The 20,314-nt window shown below is 47.7% G+C and carries 18 protein-coding genes and 1 pseudogene; 15 read left to right on the top strand and 4 right to left on the bottom strand.

All coding sequences use genetic code 11. The features are described from left to right. Positions 1-49 precede the first annotated feature (49 nt). Positions 50-1,231 (bottom strand): NO-inducible flavohemoprotein, encoded by a 1,182-nt coding sequence (gene hmpA, locus AC3WT9_RS05725; protein ID WP_341380371.1) that lies wholly within the window; start codon positions 1,229-1,231, stop codon positions 50-52. A 151-nt stretch (positions 1,232-1,382) separates the two neighbouring features. Between hmpA and AC3WT9_RS05720 the strand changes: the two are divergent. Beyond that, positions 1,383-1,808 (top strand): annotated as a pseudogene (locus AC3WT9_RS05720) (RrF2 family transcriptional regulator); the annotation flags it as partial. 16 nt (positions 1,809-1,824) lie between these two features. Here the strand turns inward: AC3WT9_RS05720 and AC3WT9_RS05715 are convergent. Continuing rightward, the gene (locus AC3WT9_RS05715; protein ID WP_341093133.1) at positions 1,825-2,244 is read right to left on the bottom strand and encodes a hypothetical protein; all 420 of its coding nucleotides are present in this window, start codon (positions 2,242-2,244) and stop codon (positions 1,825-1,827) included. Positions 2,245-2,561: 317 nt separating this feature from the next. Between AC3WT9_RS05715 and AC3WT9_RS05710 the strand changes: the two genes are divergently transcribed. The 11 genes from AC3WT9_RS05710 to ilvB all read left to right on the top strand — a co-directional run bounded on the left by AC3WT9_RS05710 (position 2,562) and on the right by ilvB (position 16,363). Beyond that, positions 2,562-6,236, top strand: a complete 3,675-nt coding sequence (locus tag AC3WT9_RS05710) for a nitrate reductase subunit alpha (RefSeq protein ID WP_341378599.1) — start codon at positions 2,562-2,564, stop codon at positions 6,234-6,236. Continuing rightward, positions 6,226-7,797 (top strand): nitrate reductase subunit beta, encoded by a 1,572-nt coding sequence (gene narH / locus AC3WT9_RS05705; protein ID WP_341378600.1) that lies wholly within the window; start codon positions 6,226-6,228, stop codon positions 7,795-7,797. Before AC3WT9_RS05710 ends, narH begins: the two co-directional genes overlap by 11 nt. Then, on the top strand, positions 7,790-8,356 hold the full coding sequence (gene narJ, locus AC3WT9_RS05700; protein WP_341378601.1) for a nitrate reductase molybdenum cofactor assembly chaperone: 567 nt from the start codon (positions 7,790-7,792) through the stop codon (positions 8,354-8,356). Before narH ends, narJ begins: the two co-directional genes overlap by 8 nt. After that, complete coding sequence (gene narI / locus AC3WT9_RS05695) at positions 8,353-9,039, top strand: respiratory nitrate reductase subunit gamma (protein WP_341093137.1); 687 nt, start codon at positions 8,353-8,355, stop codon at positions 9,037-9,039. Before narJ ends, narI begins: the two co-directional genes overlap by 4 nt. A 49-nt stretch (positions 9,040-9,088) precedes the next feature. Further along, positions 9,089-9,547 carry a GAF domain-containing protein gene (locus tag AC3WT9_RS05690; protein ID WP_341378602.1) on the top strand — a complete coding sequence of 153 codons (459 nt, stop codon included), beginning with the start codon at positions 9,089-9,091 and terminating at the stop codon, positions 9,545-9,547. A gap of 11 nt (positions 9,548-9,558) precedes the next feature. Further along, complete coding sequence (locus tag AC3WT9_RS05685) at positions 9,559-10,611, top strand: sensor histidine kinase (protein WP_341093139.1); 1,053 nt, start codon at positions 9,559-9,561, stop codon at positions 10,609-10,611. A 7-nt stretch (positions 10,612-10,618) separates the two neighbouring features. Next, a complete protein-coding gene (locus tag AC3WT9_RS05680; protein WP_341093140.1) occupies positions 10,619-11,266 on the top strand; it encodes a response regulator transcription factor in 648 nt (215 codons plus the stop codon). Positions 11,267-11,290: 24 nt separating this feature from the next. After that, positions 11,291-11,818 (top strand): hemerythrin domain-containing protein, encoded by a 528-nt coding sequence (locus AC3WT9_RS05675; protein ID WP_341378603.1) that lies wholly within the window; start codon positions 11,291-11,293, stop codon positions 11,816-11,818. 307 nt (positions 11,819-12,125) lie between these two features. Further along, positions 12,126-13,616: an MFS transporter gene (locus AC3WT9_RS05670; RefSeq protein WP_341378604.1), complete on the top strand. Its 1,491-nt coding sequence runs from the start codon at positions 12,126-12,128 to the stop codon at positions 13,614-13,616. 19 nt (positions 13,617-13,635) lie between these two features. Beyond that, entirely contained in the window at positions 13,636-14,652 is a 1,017-nt protein-coding gene (gene moaA, locus AC3WT9_RS05665; protein ID WP_341093143.1) for a GTP 3',8-cyclase MoaA, read from the top strand. Positions 14,653-14,686: 34 nt separating this feature from the next. Then, positions 14,687-16,363: a biosynthetic-type acetolactate synthase large subunit gene (ilvB, locus tag AC3WT9_RS05660; RefSeq protein ID WP_341097669.1), complete on the top strand. Its 1,677-nt coding sequence runs from the start codon at positions 14,687-14,689 to the stop codon at positions 16,361-16,363. A gap of 76 nt (positions 16,364-16,439) precedes the next feature. Here the strand turns inward: ilvB and AC3WT9_RS05655 are convergent, their stop codons facing one another. Next, positions 16,440-17,153 (bottom strand): YwiC-like family protein, encoded by a 714-nt coding sequence (locus AC3WT9_RS05655; RefSeq protein WP_341378606.1) that lies wholly within the window; start codon positions 17,151-17,153, stop codon positions 16,440-16,442. A gap of 164 nt (positions 17,154-17,317) precedes the next feature. Between AC3WT9_RS05655 and AC3WT9_RS05650 the strand changes: the two genes are divergently transcribed. Then, positions 17,318-17,530 carry a hypothetical protein gene (locus AC3WT9_RS05650; protein WP_341378608.1) on the top strand — a complete coding sequence of 71 codons (213 nt, stop codon included), beginning with the start codon at positions 17,318-17,320 and terminating at the stop codon, positions 17,528-17,530. Positions 17,531-17,657: 127 nt separating this feature from the next. Continuing rightward, complete coding sequence (locus AC3WT9_RS05645) at positions 17,658-18,290, top strand: type 1 glutamine amidotransferase family protein (RefSeq protein ID WP_341378609.1); 633 nt, start codon at positions 17,658-17,660, stop codon at positions 18,288-18,290. A 19-nt stretch (positions 18,291-18,309) separates the two neighbouring features. On the opposite strand, the gene AC3WT9_RS05640 is transcribed toward AC3WT9_RS05645, so the two are convergent. After that, positions 18,310-19,158: an AraC family transcriptional regulator gene (locus AC3WT9_RS05640; protein ID WP_341093147.1), complete on the bottom strand. Its 849-nt coding sequence runs from the start codon at positions 19,156-19,158 to the stop codon at positions 18,310-18,312. 83 nt (positions 19,159-19,241) lie between these two features. Here AC3WT9_RS05640 and AC3WT9_RS05635 point away from each other — a divergent pair, with 83 nt between their 5' ends. Further along, a complete protein-coding gene (locus AC3WT9_RS05635) occupies positions 19,242-20,300 on the top strand; it encodes a Gfo/Idh/MocA family protein (RefSeq protein ID WP_341093149.1) in 1,059 nt (352 codons plus the stop codon). The last annotated feature ends 14 nt before the right edge of the window (positions 20,301-20,314 follow it).

Genomic DNA, 20,314 nt, shown 5'->3' with positions numbered 1-20,314 from the left:
CCGCCCCCAGATCGACTAAGATCCGGGAAGCGGCCTATGTGTTTTCTTACTAGTTGTTGTCCAACTGCAGGGCGGGGCCGAAAAATTCATAATGAATTTGTTCTTCTTTCATTCCGAGCGCATGCAGTTCACGAATCATCGCTTCCATAAAAGGTACCGGACCGCAAACATAAGCATCACCTGTAATGTCTACATATGTCTTTAGGACTTCACCTGTAATTACGCCATCCGGACCACCGGAATAGAAGGTTTTGGTCTTAACATTGCTCATAACAGATGCATGTTTCTCGACATCTTTACGGAAAGCGGCCAGTGCTTCATTCCGCGCAGAATGCAGGAATACAGTCGGCCGTTCCGGCGTTGCTGCCGCAACGGTTTCGAACATGCTTATCATCGGCGTGATGCCTACACCACCAGAGATAAAGGCCACTGGCGTTGTTTTGGTGGCATCCAGCAAAAACTCACCCGCCGGGGCGCTTACTTCGACGGTATCTCCTTCTGCAACCTGCTCATGAAGATAAAGCGAGACGACGCCATTCGGATCATTATCTGCTTCGCGTTTCACGGAAATGCGGAATTCATCCGCTTTTGGTGCTTGTGAAAGGCTGTACTGGCGGATCATGGTGTACTTCTCCCCAGGGATTAGAACACGCACAGAGATATACTGTCCTGGCTTATAATCCGGTACATTGGAACCGTCTGCCGGTTTGAGGTAGAACGATGTAATGTTGGTGCTTTCTTGTACTTTGCGCGCAACAGTGAACGGTTTGAAGAAGTTCCAGCCATTTTCCTGTTCCCGCGCTTCTTTGTACATGCTGTCTTCAACGCCGATAAAGGCACCTGCGATGACGCCGTAGGCTTCTTCCCATGCTTTGAGAATGTCATCTGTGGCGGCATCACCCAGCACTTCCTTGATGGCTTTCAGTAAAAATTCGCCGACGATCGGGTAATGCTCCGGTTTAATGCCAAGACTGACATGCTTGTGTGCAATCTGGACAACCGCAGGCAGAATACTCTCAAGGTTGTCAATGTGGACGGCTGCTGCGTACACCGCATTGGCAAGTGCAGCCTGCTGGCGGCCTTGCGCCTGGTTGGCATGGTTAAATACATTAAGAAGTTCTGGATGGGCTTCGAACAAATTCCGGTAAAACACAGATGTAATGGTTGTGCCATGTTCGGCTAATACGGGTGCTGTGGATTTGACAATATCCCTGGTTTCCTGTGATAAAATAACGATCAGCTCCTCTCAATTGTTGCAAATTTAATATATACTCATTTTAAGTTAAAAGATATATTTAAAATACCACTTTAACAAAATGGACAATATATATGATATTATTTGTAATAAATATCACTTACTATACCTACAAATGGAGGGAAATATGAGACTTACTTTGTATACAGATTTTTCTTTGCGAATCCTCCTCTATCTTGGATCAAAACAGCAAAGTGAGCTTTCAACCATACAAGACATTTCGAACGCTTATCATATATCTAAAAATCATTTAATGAAGGTCTCACACGAATTAGGAAAGGCAGGATATATTGAAACTGTAAGAGGGCGGGGGGGAGGCATACGGCTTGCCCGGACACCTGAAGAGATAAACATTGGGGAGGTCGTACGCCGGATGGAAGACGACTTCTATCTTGTCGAGTGCTTCAATCCTTCAGGCGGCAGCTGTCCGATCTCCCCGGTTTGTGGACTTAAAGGAGCGCTTGCCAGAGCACTTCAAGCCTATCTGCAGGTACTTAATGAATATACGCTGCAGGATTTATTAATCAACAAAGATGACCTGCGTGCTATTCTTCAACAGCAGGAGAAGGTCACGCCTCCGCTAACAACAGCCGTTCTTCATCCCGGCTATGAATGGAGTTCACAACCAACAGGGCATGGAACTGATGAATCGCCTCAGGAGTGAGGCCGTCTTCAGCAAGCATTGCTTTCACATCTTGTACTATGATTCGCAGCAGTTCATGGTCACGTGTCAGCTGTTTAACTGCGTCTTGCAAGTGAGGACTCTTCTCGGCCATTTCCTGATAGAAACCCTCTTCTTCCGCATCGGCGTGGCTAATGATTCGCGTCTCCCAATACTCAATCAAATGATCGGCTGCTTGGCGCGCCACCTCGAATTCTTTTGCTTCCAGAAGCTCTTCCACTTCTTCAGTTTTAGCTATAGCACCAGACAGCCCGCCTTGATGAATGGCATGATGGGCGTGCAACTGGCGCAATGAAGGACCTGTCATGTGGCTCATCCTCTCGTTTTTTTTCAGTATAGCACACCAGAAAGCAGTGGAATTCCCGCTAAGGAATTCCCCGGATCACAAACAGGGAACTCCCTAATAGGAACTAATATCCTTAATCATCAAGTCCACAACACAGCTTTTCTCTCAGCGGGGAAGGCTTTTTTTGCTTTTTATTCAGATCAAGGGAATTCCCGCGGCGCAATAGGCGATTCCCTAATGGGAAGTATCGCCAGGGGGATCCATAATGAGATTAATTGAATGAATGTATTTTTTTACGTAACCCTGTCCTTCATTCTGCAAAGGAGTGTTCGTAATCGATGAAGAAAAAATATGGTCTCAACTTTTTCAAGCCAATTGAAAGCTATTCCGGGAACTGGTCCATTCTTGAGGAGAAAAACCGGGATTGGGAGAATATGTACCGCCAGCGCTGGTCTCATGATAAAGTAGTCCGCACCACTCACGGAGTCAATTGTACAGGTTCCTGCAGCTGGAAGGTATTTGTGAAGAACGGAATTATTACCTGGGAGAACCAGCAGATTGATTATCCTTCCTGCGGGCCGGATATGCCGGAATTCGAACCGCGCGGGTGTCCCCGTGGAGCTACATTTTCGTGGTATGAATACAGTCCTCTACGTGTGAAATATCCCTATGTTAGAGGGAAGCTGTGGCGTCTGTGGCAAACGGCGCTGTCCGAGCATGACAATTACGTCGATGCGTGGGCCAGCATTGTAGAAGATCCTGCGAAGTCTGATCTTTACAAGAAGGCCCGCGGCAAAGGCGGCCATATCCGAGTGGGATGGAACGATGTACTCCACCTCATTTCGGCACAATTGATTTATACCATTAGAAAATATGGACCCGACCGGATCGCCGGCTTTACACCTATTCCGGCCATGTCGATGGTCAGCTACGCTTCGGGTGCGCGCTTCATCTCGCTCCTGGGCGGGCAAATGCTGAGCTTCTATGACTGGTACGCCGATCTTCCTCCGGCATCTCCGCAAATTTGGGGGGAGCAGACAGATGTACCGGAATCTTCCGACTGGTACAATGCTGGCTATTTGATGATGTGGGGGTCCAATGTGCCGCTTACCCGGACACCGGATGCACACTTCATGACGGAAGTGCGGTACAAGGGAACCAAGGTAGTATCGGTGGCACCGGATCTCGCGGAAAACGTCAAATTCGCCGACAACTGGCTGGCGCCAAATCCCGGTACGGACGCCGCGCTCGCTCAGGCCATGACGCATGTAATTCTGAATGAGTTCTACAATGAGCGCCAGGAACCGATGTTCCTGAATTATGCCAAGCAATATACAGACATGCCTTTTCTGATTTTGCTGGACACGCATGAAGATGCCTTGAAAGGCGGACGTTTCCTCCGGGCGAGTGACCTCGGTGAGATGTCACAGCATTCAGACTGGAAACCGGTCATCTTTGACAAGTCGGCCAGTGAATTTATCGTTCCCAATGGGACCATGGGCCAGCGCTGGGAAGAAGGCAAGCAATGGAACCTGATCCTTCAACGTGAAGATGGAAGCAAAGTGGAGCCGGCGCTGAGTATTGAAGGTCATGGAGAGCAGTGGGCAGAAATTGTATTCCCTTACTTCGACAATGCCGGTAACGGTACGTTCAGACGGATGATCCCGGTCAAAACAATCCAGCTTGCAGACGGTACAGAACGGGTTGTTGCCACTGTTTATGATTTGATGATGAGCCAATACGGCATCGCTCGTACAGCCAGCCCGCTGAATGCCAAGGACTACACTGATGAATCCTCTCTTTACACGCCTGCCTGGCAGGAGGAAATTACAAGTGTGAAAGCAAGTGTTGTCGTTCAAATCGCCCGGGAATTTGCCCAGAACGCGATTGATACGGGCGGACGTTCGATGATTATCATGGGGGCTGGGATCAATCACTGGTTCAACAGTGACACCATTTACCGTTCCATCTTGAATCTGGTGATGCTCACCGCTTCACAAGGAGTTAACGGCGGGGGCTGGGCGCATTATGTCGGTCAAGAGAAATGCCGCCCGATCGAAGGATGGTCAACGGTAGCCTTTGCTAAAGACTGGCAGGGTGCGTCCCGTCAGCAAAATGCCACATCGTTTTTCTACTTTGCAACAGAGCAATGGCGTTATGAGGAGAGCGGCACGGATTCGCTGAAGTCGCCAACTGGCGGAAAGGTAGCTTATCAGCATCCGGCTGACTATAACGTGCTGGCTGCACGTCTCGGCTGGCTGCCGTCCTTTCCGCAGTTCAATAAGAACAGTCTTTTGTTTGCGGAAGAAGCTGCACAGCAGGGCAAGAAATCCAATGCCGAAATAATTGACCACACGCTGGAAGAGATCAAATCGCGTAAAACCCGCTTTGCGGTGGAAGATCCGGGCGCTCCTGAGAATTTCCCGCGTTCACTGTTTATCTGGCGCTCGAACCTGATCTCAAGCTCCGCGAAGGGGCAGGAGTATTTCATGAAGCATTTACTGGGAGCTTCCGACGGGCTGCTCGCCGAGCCGAATGAAGAGCAGAAGCCGGAGGAAATCATCTGGCGGGAAGATGTGGAAGGCAAGCTGGATCTGATGGTTGCCCTGGATTTCCGGATGACCACAACGCCGCTGTATGCGGATATTGTTTTGCCTGCGGCCACATGGTATGAGAAAACAGATTTGTCATCAACAGACATGCATCCTTTTGTTCACCCGTTCAATCCGGCTGTGAACCCGCTGTGGGAATCACGTTCGGACTGGGATATTTACCGCCAGCTTGCGGAGGTTTTCTCCGAAATGGCGAAATCGCATCTGCCTGGCGTCTACAAAGATCTTGTCTCAACACCTCTCGGCCATGACTCAGTAAGCGAGATTTCACAGCCTATGGGCCATGTGAAGGACTGGGCCAAAGGCGAAATAGAAGCGATCCCGGGCAAAACAATGCCAAACTTAAGTATTATAGAACGGGACTATACCCAAATTCATGATAAGTACATCACGCTTGGACCCAACCTTGCAACTGGCAAAGCTGGGGCACATGGCATCAGCTTCTCTGTCGCCGAAGAATATGAGGAATTGAAGCAGATAAGCGGAGTTCATTACGATGATTCGATCAAAAACGGCCTGCCAAAACTTCAAACTGCCCGTCAGGCGGCAGATACGATCCTTCATCTGTCATCGGCTACCAATGGCCGCGTATCCCAGAAGGCTTACGCGCAAGCAGAGAAAGATTCGGGCGTCGAGCTCAAAGATATCTCGGCTGACCGGGCAGCAGAGAAGATTACGTTCCAGAGCATCACCGCTCAGCCGAGGGAAGTCATTCCTACACCGGTATTCAGCGGCTCGAACAAGCAGGGCCGCCGTTATTCACCGTTCACTACCAATATCGAACGTCTTGTTCCTTTCCGTACCTTGACAGGAAGACAGCATTTCTATATTGACCATGAGATCTTCCTGCAGTTTGGAGAATCGCTGCCAGTCTATAAGCCAACCTTACCGCCGATGGTCTTCGGACCGCGTGACAAGGCTGTGAAAGGCGGACAGGATTCGCTTGTTCTACGGTATTTGACACCGCATGGCAAGTGGAATATCCACTCTACCTACCAGGATAACCAGCACATGCTGACCTTGTTCCGCGGGGGTCCAACCGTATGGATTAACAATGAGGATGCCGAAGCGCATCAGATTTCCGATAATGACTGGCTGGAAGTATACAACCGCAACGGTGTCGTAACCGCACGCGCAGTCGTCAGCCACCGGATGCCGAGAGGCACCATGTTTATGTACCACGCCCAGGACAAACATATTCAAGTACCAGGCTCTGAGATCACGGATACTCGCGGCGGAAGCCATAATGCTCCTACACGAATTCATTTGAAGCCTACTCAGATGGTGGGCGGATACGCACAGCTCAGCTACGGTTTCAACTACTATGGTCCAATCGGCAACCAGCGGGATGTCTACGTAGCCGTACGCAAAATGAAGGAGGTTAACTGGCTTGAAAATTAAAGCGCAAGTAGCAATGGTAATGAATCTGGATAAATGCATTGGCTGCCACACATGCAGTGTCACCTGCAAGACAACCTGGACTAACCGTAAAGGCGCGGAATATATGTGGTTCAACAACGTTGAAACGAAGCCGGGGATCGGCTATCCGAAACGTTGGGAAGACCAGGAGCTCTATAAAGGCGGCTGGAAGCTGCGTAAAGGAAAACTGGAGCTGAAGTCAGGCAATAAGCTGTCCAAGATCGCGCTCGGCAAAATCTTCTACAATCCAGACATGCCGGAAATGAAGGATTACTATGAGCCGTGGACTTACAATTACGAACATTTGACGAATGCAGGCGAGCAAAAACATTCCCCGGTCGCACGGGCACATTCGGCGGTAACGGGTGAGAAAATGGATCTGGAATGGGGGCCGAACTGGGAAGATGATCTCGCTGGAGCGCATGTAACGGGACCGCTGGATCCGAACATCCAGAAAATTGAGGAAGAGATCAAATTCAACTTCGAGAAATCTTTTATGATCTATCTGCCCCGCCTATGTGAACACTGCCTTAATCCGAGTTGTGTCGCGTCCTGTCCTTCCGGTGCGATGTACAAACGGGATGAAGACGGAATTGTGCTCGTCGACCAGGAAGCCTGCCGCGGCTGGAGATATTGCATGACGGGCTGCCCGTATAAGAAGGTGTACTTCAACTGGCAGACCAACAAGGCGGAGAAATGTACCTTCTGCTTCCCGCGCGTGGAAGCGGGCTTGCCGACGGTCTGCTCCGAGACTTGTACCGGCCGGATTCGCTATTTGGGCGTTCTGCTGTATGACGCCGACAAAGTACTTGATGCTGCTTCGACGCCGGATGAGAAGGACCTGTATAAAGCACAATGTGATCTGTTTATGAATCCGCATGATCCGGAAGTAATCGCTCAGGCAAGAAAAGACGGCATTTCGGAAGACTGGCTGGAGGCAGCCCAGAACTCCCCGGTCTACAAGCTTGCCATCGAGCACAAGCTGGCATTCCCGCTTCATCCGGAATACCGGACACTGCCAATGGTTTGGTATGTGCCGCCGCTTAGTCCGATCATGAATTATTTTGAAGGAAAAGATTCGCTGAAGAATCCGGATCAGATCTTCCCGGCTATCGAAGAAATGCGCACTCCGATCCAGTATTTGGCCAACATGCTGACTGCAGGTGACACGCAGACGGTCAAAGAAGCCTTACAGCGGATGGCAATGATGCGCTCATATATGCGTGCCAAATCTACAGGTCAGGACTTCGACCTAAGCCGTCTGGAACGTGTAGGCATGACTGCGCATCAGACGGAACAGATGTACCGGCTGCTCGCTATCGCCAAATATGAAGACCGCTTTGTGATTCCGACTTCCCATAGAGAAAAGCATATGAACCCTTATCGTGCTCAAGGTTCGACCGGCTATGGCAATAGCATGGGAGATACGGGCTCCGGCTCCGGCTGTGACGGCTGTGGCCCGGCCAGCGCTGCAGGAACTACGATGAAGAGCGGCAAGGAAATGTATGAAGAGAACTTCTACGGAGGGATTTGGCGTGATTGATCTGATCAAATTATACGATTTCAAGCAATCCTTCGGATATTTCGCCCTGCAGCTTATGTACCCGGAGAAGCTGGATTTTCATCCGGCTTTTCTGGAAGAGGCGTTCAGCAGCGGCCACCCGGGTTACGCCCATGTGCACACCTACTGGTCAATGATGCAAAACTTCAGCCTGGAAGAGATTCAGGAGAGTTATGCGGCCACTTTTGATTTCCAGAAAGACTGCGCCCTGTACATGACCTATTTTAAATTTGAAGATGCCAAAGAACGCGGACAGATGCTGGCCAAACTGAAGCTGTTATACGAGATGTTCGGGCTGCAAATGCCAGAAGGTGAGCTGCCCGATTATCTTCCGCTGATGTGTGAATTTCTGTATGCTGCAGAATGGCTTGAAGATCCGTCGGCACCTGAGAATTTCAGCATGCTGATTGCGATTCTTGAGGATGGCACCTATCATCTGCTCAAGGCGCTTGATAAGAATAAAAGTCCCTATTTCCATCTGGTGAAGGGATTGCGTGAAACATTCAAAGCTTGTGCCCGACAGGAGGCCCCCAGTCAATGAATATGTTTGCTCAGTTTCTATGGGTTATTTTCCCTTACATCTGTATGGTGGTCTTTATCGGCGGACATATCTTCCGTTACCGCAAGGATCAGTTTAACTGGACGGCGAAATCCAGTGAATTCATTGAAAAGAAACAGTTGAAATATGGAAGTATCTTATTCCATCTTGGGATTATTCCGGTCATTTTTGGCCATATCGGGGGTCTCGCCATACCGAAGTCATGGATGGAGGCAATCGGTGTCAATGAACATCTTTACCACATAGGCGCGCTGTATATTGGCGGATTTTTCGGAGTAGCTACGTTACTGGGGATGATCATTCTGACCTCCCGCCGTTTTACGATCAAGAATGTCCGCCGGCTCAGCAGTGCCTCCGATTTGATTGTCAATTCACTGCTGCTCTTTATCGTCTTTATGGGAATGTACTCCACAATCGTAACCAATGCTGTACAGCCCGAGTTTGATTACCGTGAGACGATTTCCGTCTGGTTCCGGGGCCTCTTCATGTTCAGACCGGATCCGTCACTTATGGAAAGTGTGCCGTTTTCCTTCAAGCTGCACATCCTGTCCGGCTTCGCCATTTTTGCCCTTTGGCCGTTCACCCGCTTAGTCCATGTATGGAGTGTTCCATTGAATTATGTAGGCAGAAGTTATATTCTATACAGAAGAAATAAATCGAATTAAAGGAAAGTAAGCGAAAACTTCTTTCCCTGTTCAATTAGGAGAGAGAACGATGACAAATACGGTGAATTACCAAAAGGAGCTAGATCAGATCCGTAAGGTTTTAGGTTATGATTTTATGTCAATGGCCCTTGCTGAACCGGCAGAATATGACTATGTGATCCGATGGAAATACGCCTCCGGCAATACGAATGACCGTTTCAAACGGATTGTACTGCAATCGGGAAGAGGAATTGCGGGAATCGTGTTCAAGACCGGAAAACCGTTCTTACTCTCTTCTGTACAGAAACATGTGCAGCCTGATACCTTGTTTAACTATCCCATTACTAAGATGGAGAATTTGAACAGCATTGGCGCTGTCCCCATATGGAACGATGCCCGTGTCGCAGGTGTACTGCTTGGAGGATTCAGGGGAGAAGAGCAGGTAACCGGAGAAATGCTGCACGCCTTGGAGACAGTTGCGCGTAAAGGTATTGGAGACTTGAACGGGAAGGAATTGTTGCTGAGTTGAGGGTACCCGGAATGGATCTGCCGAATCTGTTAATGACGAAGCTGTTTGAGAACAGCATGGAGGCCATGTTCTTTTTTGACCGGGAAGGGAAAGCCCTGGCAATGAATCCGGCTGCAGAAAATATCGTAGACAAGGATATCCTGAAGCAGCTTTATCAGGGAAATCCCCAGGCCCTTTGTGGAACTTGCCGGGGGTATACCAGTGAAACGGAACTGCGCACCTGCCTTAACTGTTATTTCAATACTCCGGACTCCGAGGATTTCACATCCTATCAAGTTTACCTGGAAACCAAAGACAAAGGGATTGTTCCTTATGCCGCTACGTTTCATACCATTGATTACGAGCAAGGTATCCGGGTATTTATGCTGAGAGATTTAACCAGACAGTTCAAAACACAAGAGAAGTTTTATCAGAACAAAATGATGAAACATGTGATAGAAGCACAGGAAAATGAACGCAAACGGATATCCCGTGAGTTGCATGACAGTGTTGCCCAGGAGTTGATGAGCGCCGTCATTGATCTTCGCGTGCTCAAATATATGACATCTGACGAGCAGCTGCTGAGGAAAGTGAAGCAGACTGAGGTATCAATGACCCGGCTGCTGAATGATATCCGCAACCTCTCAGTAGAGCTTAGACCTGCGGCACTCGATGATTTCGGATTGGAAGCTGCTTTCCGGTCCCACTTCAAACGGATGGAACAAAGCTATGGCCTTGTAATCGAATATAAATCTCAGCTTTCAGAGAAGCGCTATGAGAGTGAAATCGAGACCGTCATGTACCGGGTTTGCCAGGAAGCCGTTTTGAACGCGCTAAAGTATGCCCAAGTAGACACGGTCAAAGTTTCTCTTACAGAGAAAGACGATGTCCTGCGGCTCCTGGTCGAAGATGAAGGAACCGGCTTCAAATTGGGGGACGAACCTAGCGGAACCGGACTTGGCCTCTTTGGCATGCAGGAACGGGCGGAATTGGTTGGCGGTACTTTCAATGTAGATTCAGGTATCGGCAGAGGTACAAGAATCCTTTTACAGGTTCCTGTAGGATTTGCTCAAGGGAAGGAATGAGATTCTGATGAAGATCGTCATTGCAGACGACCATGCGATAGTACGCAGCGGATTCTCCATGATCCTGAATTTTCAGGATGATATTGAAGTAATCGGAGCGGCGGCAGACGGAAGAGAAGCTTATGCCATGGTAGCCAAATTCCGGCCGGATATTCTGATCATGGATCTGAGCATGCCGCCGGGAGAAAGCGGACTGACTGCGACAGGCAAGATTAAAGAGGATTACCCGGATACCAAAATCCTGATTCTGACGATGCATGATGATGAGGAATACTTATTCCATGTACTCAAGAACGGAGCTTCCGGATATGTCCTCAAAAGCGCGCCGGACGAGGAGCTATTGCTGGCCATTCGGACCATTTATGAAGGCGGGACCTACATCCATCCCAAGATGGCGACTTCTCTAGTCCGTGAGTTTATCAAAAAGGATAAGACCGTCAGCACAGAAGACCTGTTCGAACTGTTGTCGAAACGGGAACTGGAGATCTTGCCGCTAATCGCCAAGGGATACGGCAACAAGGAAATTGCTGAGAAGCTGTTCATCTCCGTGAAAACGGTCGAAGCCCACAAAGCTAAAATCATGGAGAAATTAAATCTTAAAAGCCGGCCTGAGCTGGTTGAATATGCATTAAGGAAAAAAATGCTGGATTTCTAACCGGTGAATGGAGGTTATGCTTGCGTGCCGGATTTTTCAGAATTGCAGTTTACAACACCCGCCATGCGCATTCTTGAGAATGAACACCGTTATCTGTCTTTTCTTATGGAAGAATGGCATGCCATCGTGCTTTGGTTTGAACAGGAAACGATAAGTGTGGATGAAGGCTGGACACGGGTTCAAGAGCTGCGTAAAGGGGTCCTCGATTTTACCGGTCCGCTGAAGAAGCATACAGCGAAGGAAGAAACACACTTTTTTCCGCTGCTTGGCACTTATATCGGTTTTGAACAGGGGCCGCTTGTCGGTATTCAGGAGGAGCACAGCGAAATTGACGATTACATCGGCCATTTCCTGCATCACACGGGTGGCGGGATAGAGCTGCTGTCACTTGAAGAGATGCGCGAAGCTGTGAAGTACGCCGGAGAAGCTTTTGAAGTATTGACTGTGCACTTTGTAAAAGAGGAGAATGTCATTTATCCGATGGCCGAAAATCAGATGAATGCCTTAGACAAAGAGCGGTTATGCCAGAAACTAAATACACTCATCACCTGAAACACAGGAGGGGTTGTCCCAAAAGCCTTGAAATGGCTGCTTGGGACAGCCCCTTTTTTATGCTTTGTAGCTAGCTGCGACTGAACCTTTACTCTAAACTTGTCAGTTCAAGTTATATAGAACTTAAGAAGGTGAGTCCAGTGTCTTCATACAGGGCGAAGATGTTCCTGCCTATTTTCAGGGTTTACCCTGTCAGGGAAAGGGTTCTCCCCTATATCTGAACAGGGGGATCGGCGGATACAATGAGATCAGGAAATACGTATCTAGAAAGACAATCAGGAGAATAAATGGCGAAAAGGTGAGTTGAATGATTAAAAAAATGCAGTTGCCGCTACAAACATTAAACTTGATTCTCGGATTCATGGTATGGGTTATTATTTCCTCCCTGATGCCTTTTATTTCCGAAGACATCAGCATTCCACCAGGAAAATTGGCGATGGTCACCGCAATTCCGGTTGTCCTGGGTTCGATTCTAAGAATTCCGCTTGGCTATTATGCAAATATTTTAGGAGCACGGGTTATCTTTATGACCAGCTTTATTCTGCTCTTGTTTCCGGTCTACTTTATTAGTGAAGCTTCTACAATGACTCATTTAATTATTGGAGGAACTTTTCTTGGAGTCGGCGGGGCTGTATTCTCAGTAGGGGTTACTTCACTGCCTAAGTATTTCCCTAAAGAAAAACATGGTTTGGTAAACGGGGTTTACGGAATAGGCAATATCGGAACTGCCGTCACAACCTTCTCTGCCCCGTTCGTAGCCGCACAAATCGGCTGGTCGCCGACTGTCAAGATGTACCTGATCCTTTTACTTATCTTTATTGCGTTGAATTTCTTTTTCGGGGACCGGCACGAACCCAAGATGAAAACACCAATCATCGACCAAATCAAAGGCGTTGCCAAAAATGAGAAGCTCTGGCTGTTCTCGCTGTTCTACTTTATTACCTTCGGGTCTTTTGTAGCGTTTACGATTTATCTGCCGAACTTCCTGGTCTCCAATTTTGGACTGGAAAAGGTGGATGCAGGCATGCGCACAGCCGGCTTCATCGCAGTTGCTACCTTTTTCCGGCCGGTAGGTGGCTGGCTCGGCGACAAATTCCAGCCTTTGTTCCTGCTGATTGGCACATTCAGTATCTATACGGTTGCAGCGATCATTCTTGCATTTATGCCTTCCATGGGTCTGTATACAGCGGGCTGTCTTGCCATTGCAGTAAGTGCGGGAATCGGAAACGGTGTTATTTTCAAATTGATGCCTTTGTACTTTAATAAGCAGGCTGGAATTGCCAACGGGATTGTGTCAATGATGGGTGGTCTTGGCGGCTTTTTTCCGCCGATTATGCTGTCGTTGATTTATTCGGTCACAGGTCAATATTCCATTGGATTCATGCTGCTCTCGCAGGTGGCCCTAGCCAGTCTGGTGCTGGTGGTATGGCTGTATTATCAGGATCGGCTTGCGCTTACCTCTGAAGTGTTCAACTCGACCGGGCAGGGGATTCTGGTAACCGATGTATCAGGACTTATTAAAACCGTGAATCCGGCATTTACGAAGCTCACGGGCTTCACCGAAGAAGAAGTACTCGGCAAACAGCCCAGTATCCTGAAGTCAGGCCGCCAATCCAAGGATTTCTACAGCGGCATGTGGAGTGAAATCAGGGCGAAGGGGATGTGGCAGGGCGAAATCTGGAATCGACGCAAAAATGGTGAGGAATATTTGCAGTGGCTAAATATCAGCGCTGTCAAAGACGAGACAGGCGAAGATGTCCGCTATGTGGGCACGTTTAGCGATATCACGCAGAAGTAACCGAAAGGGACGATGCCAGATGAATGTACATCCACCACAAGATCAACGGCGGCGGCCCATCCACGATTTGCGGATATCTGTAACCGACCGGTGCAATTTCCGGTGTTCCTACTGCATGCCAAAAGAAGTGTACGGTGAAGATTATGCCTTCCTTCCCACAAGTGAACTGCTGACATTTGAAGAAATTCACCGCTTGACGAGGTTGTTTGTTTCGCTTGGTGTAAGCAAAATCAGGCTGACCGGCGGTGAACCGCTAATGCGGCGGGGTCTGCCCGGTCTTGTTGCCAAGATGGGCTCTTTGGACGGTGTAGAAGATATCGGTTTAACGACCAATGGGGTGCTGCTAGGGCAACAGGCGGAGCCTCTATACGAGGCGGGACTACGCAGACTGAATGTAAGCCTGGATGCACTGAATCCTGAGCTATTTGGGAGAATGAACGGGCGTGGCATCAAACCCGGTTTTATTTTAAAACAGATTGATCATGCTATAGAAACAGGTTTTGAGGTCAAAGTGAACATGGTGGTGCAAAGAGGTCTGAACGAACCGGAGATTCTGCCGATGGCCCGCTATTTCAAAGAAAGAACTATAACGTTGCGGTTCATCGAGTTCATGGATGTCGGCAACGACAATGGCTGGAGCTTTGAAAAAGTCGTAACGAAAAAAGAAATTATGGAGCGCCTCCAAAGTACATTCGAGCTGGAAGCACTCGATAACAATTATTTCGGTGAAGTTGCCCAACGCTACCGCTATAAGGGCAGCAAGGCAGAGGTTGGTTTTATTACTTCGGTATCTGAGTCGTTTTGTTCTTCCTGCACGCGCGCCCGGCTGTCCTCTGACGGCAAATTTTATACCTGCCTGTTCGCATCAAGCGGTTTTGATCTCAGGAAGATGATTCGCAGCGGGGCGGATGATCAAAGCTTGCTCGAAGCTATTAGGAACGTCTGGGAGCAGCGTACAGACCGCTATTCTGATGACCGGACGGAACAAACCGTAAGGAATAGAACAAAGATAGGGATGTCCTATATTGGAGGTTAAAGACTGATATTACGATGGGAGATGAATTGTGCCAATGAACGGAGCACAGCTGCTAATTCAGATGTTGATAGAGAAGAAAATTGACACCCTATTCGGATACCCCGGCGGTGCGGTATTACCTTTGTATGATGCTTTGTATGATTGCGACAGCATACAGCATGTTCTCGTTAGACATGAGCAGGCAGCGGTACATGCCGCTGATGGATATGCCAGAGCAACGGGACGCCCGGGAGTAGCGCTTGTTACCAGCGGGCCGGGTGCCACAAATGCGGTTACCGGCATTGCTACAGCCTTTATGGACTCGATTCCGTTAATCGTCCTGACGGGCCAGGTATCCACCGATCTCATAGGTCTGGACAGCTTTCAGGAAGTAGACATTTATGGCATGACGATGCCCATTACCAAGCACAACTATATTGTCAGGGAGGTCGCCGATCTTCCGAAGATTGTGAACGAGGCATTCCATGTGGCAACAACGGGACGACCCGGCCCAGTCCTCATTGATTTGCCGAAGAATGTAATGGCAGCAGAATTTAACATGGAGGAACTCTCTGGCAATCAGGATTCCCAGCCATATATCCGGGGTTATCAGCCAAAGCATTCAATTGATCTTCTGGATATCCAGCTTGCAGCTGATCAGTTAAACCGTTCTGAACGCCCGCTTATTCTTATTGGTGGAGGCTGTATGACAGGTAATACTCCGGCGTTGTTAAAAGAGTTCGCCGAGCAATTCAACCTTCCTGTAGCCAGTACGCTCATGGGTTTGGGTGCCTTTCCATCCGGGCATCCCCTACATCTGGGTATGGTTGGGATGCACGGAACAGTCGCGGCCAATCGTGCGCTGCAGGGTGCTGACGTGGTGTTATGTCTCGGGGTTCGTTTCAGTGACCGTGTTACAGGCAACCGTAAAGCATTCTCGCCGGGCTCTTATAAGATCCAAGTCGATATTGATACTTCCGAATTAAATAAAAACGTTGCAGTCGATCTTGCTATTACAGGAGAATGCGCAGATGTGCTTGCCGGACTGTCTGAAAAAATACATATGCAAGAACCTGCTGTTTGGAATCAGCAAATCCGGATCTGGTCCAAGCGTTCAACAAAATCACCCCGGGTGAAGGATAATAAGCTGACTCCGGTTGAGGTGATAAGATGTATACAAAATGCAACAGATGGCGATGCCATCATCTCTACCGACGTAGGACAGCATCAAATTTGGACGGCCACACATTATAATTTCTCAGAAGCCCGTTCTTTCCTGACCTCCGGCGGGCTTGGGACAATGGGCTATGGCTTACCGGCTGCAATTGGTGCTGCAGTAGCTTTTCCTGACCGTCAAGTAGTGTGTATCACGGGAGACGGAAGCATCCAGATGAATATGCAGGAAATGATGACAGCGGTCGATCTGGGCCTGAACGTCAAAGTCGCTATCTTCAAAAATGGCTATCTGGGCATGGTAAGGCAGTGGCAGCAGCTGTTTCTTGGCCGCCGTTATTCTTCCGTACGCATCAGTTCACCCGACTTCGTAGCCTTGGCCAAATCCTTTGGCGCTCAGGGGCTCCGGGCCGATAATCTTGCCGAGGCCGAGCATATTATTGATCTTGCCCTCCATACGGACGGACTTGTCGTCATGGAGTTCGATATTACCGAGGAAACGAATGTATATCCCATCGTACCTCCGGGGTCCAGCAATCAGGACATGATTGTTGAATAACATCAGACCAATTCAAAAAGGATGTTTCTCTATCGAATCACCGGTAGAGGACCATCCTTTCTTTTGCTGCCAACCACTAGAAGTACAGCACAAGCACAGACACATACAACATAAGGGAAAAGCCAATTTCAATCATTCCGGTACGCTTGGCGGTGATCCCTGTCTTGGGGAGAATGGCTGCCCGCAGCAGCAGGATAACAAGTGGAGCGAGCAATGAAGGGAATAGCAGCAGACCAGCCACAGCGAACAGCAGATGATACAGAACAGATCCGTAATAGAAGCGGATGTTATTTCGTTCACGAATAACCGTTTTGACATACAAGGCGGTCCCGATAAAATAGAGTACGCTGAGCAGGAACAGCTCTGTCACGGCTCCCCAGTTTTCTCCTTTGCCGACATAAAAGACAGGATAAATGATCAGGCAAAATGCCAATATGGCGCAAATATCATTAAGCAAGGCACGTTCATTTTTGGTTTTTGCATAATACAGATTAACAGCGAACAGGGGAACAAGCGGCAGAACAAATCCTAACAGCTTAGGTTCAGCAATCACCAGATATAGGATAAAGGGCAGAAGCAGAATCCCGTAAACCCGCATAGGCTGTAGGTAACGCTCCAATTTCCCTGTCTTTACCCATTGCAGCAACGGGAAGCTGAACAAATAAATCAGAAGCCAGCAAACAAACAGGGGAATATGTATAAATTGCCCTTTCGATGAAGCAACTCCGAACAGAAATGGAAGGATAAGCATCGCCCAAGCCCCGTGCTGGTTGGGTATGTACTTCCTCATGAGAACAAAACCTCCTTCCCTGAAAATAAACGACAACCATAGGTTGCCGCACTACTTAACTATACGTCCTTACCTATGTTGTTATAGTGATTTGAGACACTAAGTATCGATAATGTATGAATAACAGACATTTACCTCGTGCATAGTAAAGAAGAACGCTGGTAATGAAGTGGAATAAGAAGGGAGTGCTGTGGAGCATGAAGGAAAAAGAAATTAAACAGAATGCGATTGAAGCGGACCAGTTGAACTTTCACGACCAAACGGACGATGTAGTCCGTAGTGTGTCTGCCCCAAAGGGGATCAACGAAGCCGTTGTAGCTATGACCTCACATATCAATAAATACGATGTACCGGATGAGCTGGAAGACAATAATTAATGAATCGAGCGCGTGCAGGTTAACCTGATACGCGCTTTTTTATATGGCCTGATAAACTTCCCTGACGATAGCTGTCAGGGAAGTTTAATTATAATAGGTTTATCAAATGTGATTGGAGTGTTATAGAATGCAAACCCAAAAAGCTTATCTTTATGTATTTAATACAATGTCAGACTGGGAATACGGATATTTAATTGCTGAACTAAACACAGGCAGATATTTCAAAAAAGATTTAGCGCCTTTAAAAGTAGTTACGGTAGGAGCTAATAAAGAAATGATTTCTACGATGGGTGGACTGAATATAAAACCGGATATTTCCATTGATGAGTGTACATTTCAGAGTAAAGATCTTTTAGTTTTACCCGGAGGGAATACTTGGGGAGAAGATATTCACCAGCCTGTCTTAAAAAAAGTTGGCCAAGCTTTACAGCTAGGCACTATTGTTGCTGCAATTTGTGGGGCAACTGAGGGTCTGGCGAATAATGGATACCTAGATTCTAGAAAGCATACAAGCAATAACTTGGAGTATCTTAAAATGGTCTGTCCGAATTATAAAGGAGAAAAATTCCATGAGATAGGACCTGCTGTATCTGGTGAGAATCTGGTTACTGCATCAGGGGTAGCTCCTCTGGAATTTGCGATGGAGGTACTGAAACAATTAGATGTATTTACACCAGATACATTGCATTCATGGTACAAACTCAATAAGACTCAACAACCTGAATACTTTTTCCAGTTAATGAGTTCAATATCCTTGTAAGCGTGCAATCAACATGTGATTATACATTATTGCGAAAATGTTGGGGGGAAACACCTACATATTTTTTGAATAGCCGCGAGAAGTAAAAAACATCATTGTATCCAAGGGAAACGGCAGTATCTTTAATCGATCGATCTGTATTCAGCAGTATATTTTTGGCTTCGGAAATTTTGAGACGGTGAATGTACTTATTAAGTGAGTACCCGGTATGTTTCTGAATGATACGCCGGAGCGTGGATATCGAAATGTGGTAGCGTTCGCAAAATGCAGCAGCATCAAAACTTTGATGCAGGGATGCCGCAATATCATCCATGAGCTTGGTGATGTAGTCGGTCGAATCAGTATTTGGCTGGCTGCTGTGTACAAATTCATACAAAAGGGATTCCAGGAGTAAGGAAGCCCGGTCCAGATTGCTTGGAATGCCGCTTTCCATCAACATGAAGATTCGATCAATTTTGCTCTGCTGTTCATCACCCAGTCCTGTCTGGCGAACACGGTAAGGTTCGGTTAACCAGGTGGAGAGCCACTCCTCAATTCGTGATCCTTCAACTGTGAAATAGAATTCATCCCAAGTCTCTTGCGGGTCGGGTCCATAGTCAAAGGTGGCATCTGGAAAAAAGACAAAAAAAGAACCTTTATGAACAGGCTGCTTTTCCTTGTTGTTAACCTGATATGTGCCCTTGCCGCCTGCAATGTAGACGAAAGCATAATGATCGAATTGTGCATGGGGTCGATAGAGCGAGCGGTTGGGGAGGTGCCCCACATTGACGATCGATAATGATTTTAGCTGCAGCTTACTTTCATCTGTCGTGCGATCAATAATGCGAATAGGCTTAGAACTGATTGTATAGTCCATGTAGGTGGTCATGATGGTTATTCTACCTCCAGAAGAGTCATGTTATCTTAATTGTATAATAAAATATGACCAATATATAGGAGGGTTCACGCGGCATGAGTAAAAAGAAAATTGGACTGATCGGAGCCGGCTCTATCTCCGACTTGCATTTGCAAGCCTATCAGGGGAATAAACATGCAGAACTATATGCTATATGTGACTTGAATCAGCAACGGGCAGAAGATAAAGCGAAGCAGTACAATATTCCGAACGTGTATACAGATTATCATGATTTATTGGCCAATCCGGAAGTGGAAGCGGTCAGCATTTGTACGTGGAACAACAGTCATGCAGAGATCAGTATTGCAGCCCTGCGTGCCGGTAAGCATGTGCTAGTGGAGAAACCTTTATGCCGCAGCGTTGAAGAAGCGAATGCCATCCAGAATGCGGTACGTGAAACTGGCAAGTTGTTGCAGGTCGGATTTGTACGCCGTTACGACGCAAATGCGCAGCTTGTAAAGAACTTCATTGAGAAAGGTGAACTGGGTGAAATCTATTATGCTAAAGCTTCTTGTATCCGTAGACTTGGGAATCCGGGTGGCTGGTTTGCAGATGTTGAACGTTCCGGGGGCGGTCCATTAATTGATCTCGGAGTCCATGTTATTGATTTGTGCTGGTATATGATGGGGCGTCCAAAGCCCGTTTCGGTTAGCGGCAACACGTATCATAAATTAGGCAACCGCGCGAATGTGAAGAACTTATCCTTTTATCAGGCAGCCGATTATGATCCAAGTATCAATGGAGTGGAAGATATGGCCAATGCATTAATCCGTTTTGAGAATGGGGCATCACTTATGGTTGATGTCAGCTTTACCCTTCATGCGAAGTCAGATGAGCTTGCTATTCGTTTATACGGTGATAAGGGCGGAGTGGAAATTGAGCCTGAATTGACCATGATTACTGAAAAATATGACACTATTCTGAATGTAGCTCCGCAAACAGACAGCAAATCCATAAATGTGCCGGAGGCATTTTGTAATGAAGTGAATCACTTTCTGGCCTGCCTGCAAACTGGTGCAACACCGATCAGTCCGGTAGAAGATGGCTTGCAAATCATGAAGATATTGTGCGGTATCTATGAGTCTGCGAACAAAGGACAAGAAGTTCAGCTCTAATAGAATTTCAGGAA

The sequence above is a fragment of the Paenibacillus sp. EB106-06-01-XG199 genome, assembly GCF_058791575.1.
The sequence above is the reverse complement of the archived record's forward strand: the minus strand, read 5'-3'. Positions and strand labels throughout refer to the sequence as shown.

What these genes read in the sequence shown, in the direction of transcription:
- ilvB (WP_341097669.1), top strand. Translation starts at nt 14,687, where the DNA reads ATGAACGGAGCACAGCTGCTAATTCAGATGTTGATAGAGAAGAAAATT.
- AC3WT9_RS05670 (WP_341378604.1), top strand. Translation starts at nt 12,126, where the DNA reads ATGATTAAAAAAATGCAGTTGCCGCTACAAACATTAAACTTGATTCTC.
- AC3WT9_RS05655 (WP_341378606.1), bottom strand. Translation starts at nt 17,153, where the DNA reads ATGAGGAAGTACATACCCAACCAGCACGGGGCTTGGGCGATGCTTATC.
- AC3WT9_RS05690 (WP_341378602.1), top strand. Translation starts at nt 9,089, where the DNA reads ATGACAAATACGGTGAATTACCAAAAGGAGCTAGATCAGATCCGTAAG.
- AC3WT9_RS05685 (WP_341093139.1), top strand. Translation starts at nt 9,559, where the DNA reads ATGGATCTGCCGAATCTGTTAATGACGAAGCTGTTTGAGAACAGCATG.
- AC3WT9_RS05710 (WP_341378599.1), top strand. Translation starts at nt 2,562, where the DNA reads ATGAAGAAAAAATATGGTCTCAACTTTTTCAAGCCAATTGAAAGCTAT.
- narI (WP_341093137.1), top strand. Translation starts at nt 8,353, where the DNA reads ATGAATATGTTTGCTCAGTTTCTATGGGTTATTTTCCCTTACATCTGT.
- moaA (WP_341093143.1), top strand. Translation starts at nt 13,636, where the DNA reads ATGAATGTACATCCACCACAAGATCAACGGCGGCGGCCCATCCACGAT.
- AC3WT9_RS05715 (WP_341093133.1), bottom strand. Translation starts at nt 2,244, where the DNA reads ATGACAGGTCCTTCATTGCGCCAGTTGCACGCCCATCATGCCATTCAT.
- AC3WT9_RS05645 (WP_341378609.1), top strand. Translation starts at nt 17,658, where the DNA reads ATGCAAACCCAAAAAGCTTATCTTTATGTATTTAATACAATGTCAGAC.
- AC3WT9_RS05635 (WP_341093149.1), top strand. Translation starts at nt 19,242, where the DNA reads ATGAGTAAAAAGAAAATTGGACTGATCGGAGCCGGCTCTATCTCCGAC.
- AC3WT9_RS05680 (WP_341093140.1), top strand. Translation starts at nt 10,619, where the DNA reads ATGAAGATCGTCATTGCAGACGACCATGCGATAGTACGCAGCGGATTC.
- AC3WT9_RS05640 (WP_341093147.1), bottom strand. Translation starts at nt 19,158, where the DNA reads ATGACCACCTACATGGACTATACAATCAGTTCTAAGCCTATTCGCATT.
- AC3WT9_RS05650 (WP_341378608.1), top strand. Translation starts at nt 17,318, where the DNA reads ATGAAGTGGAATAAGAAGGGAGTGCTGTGGAGCATGAAGGAAAAAGAA.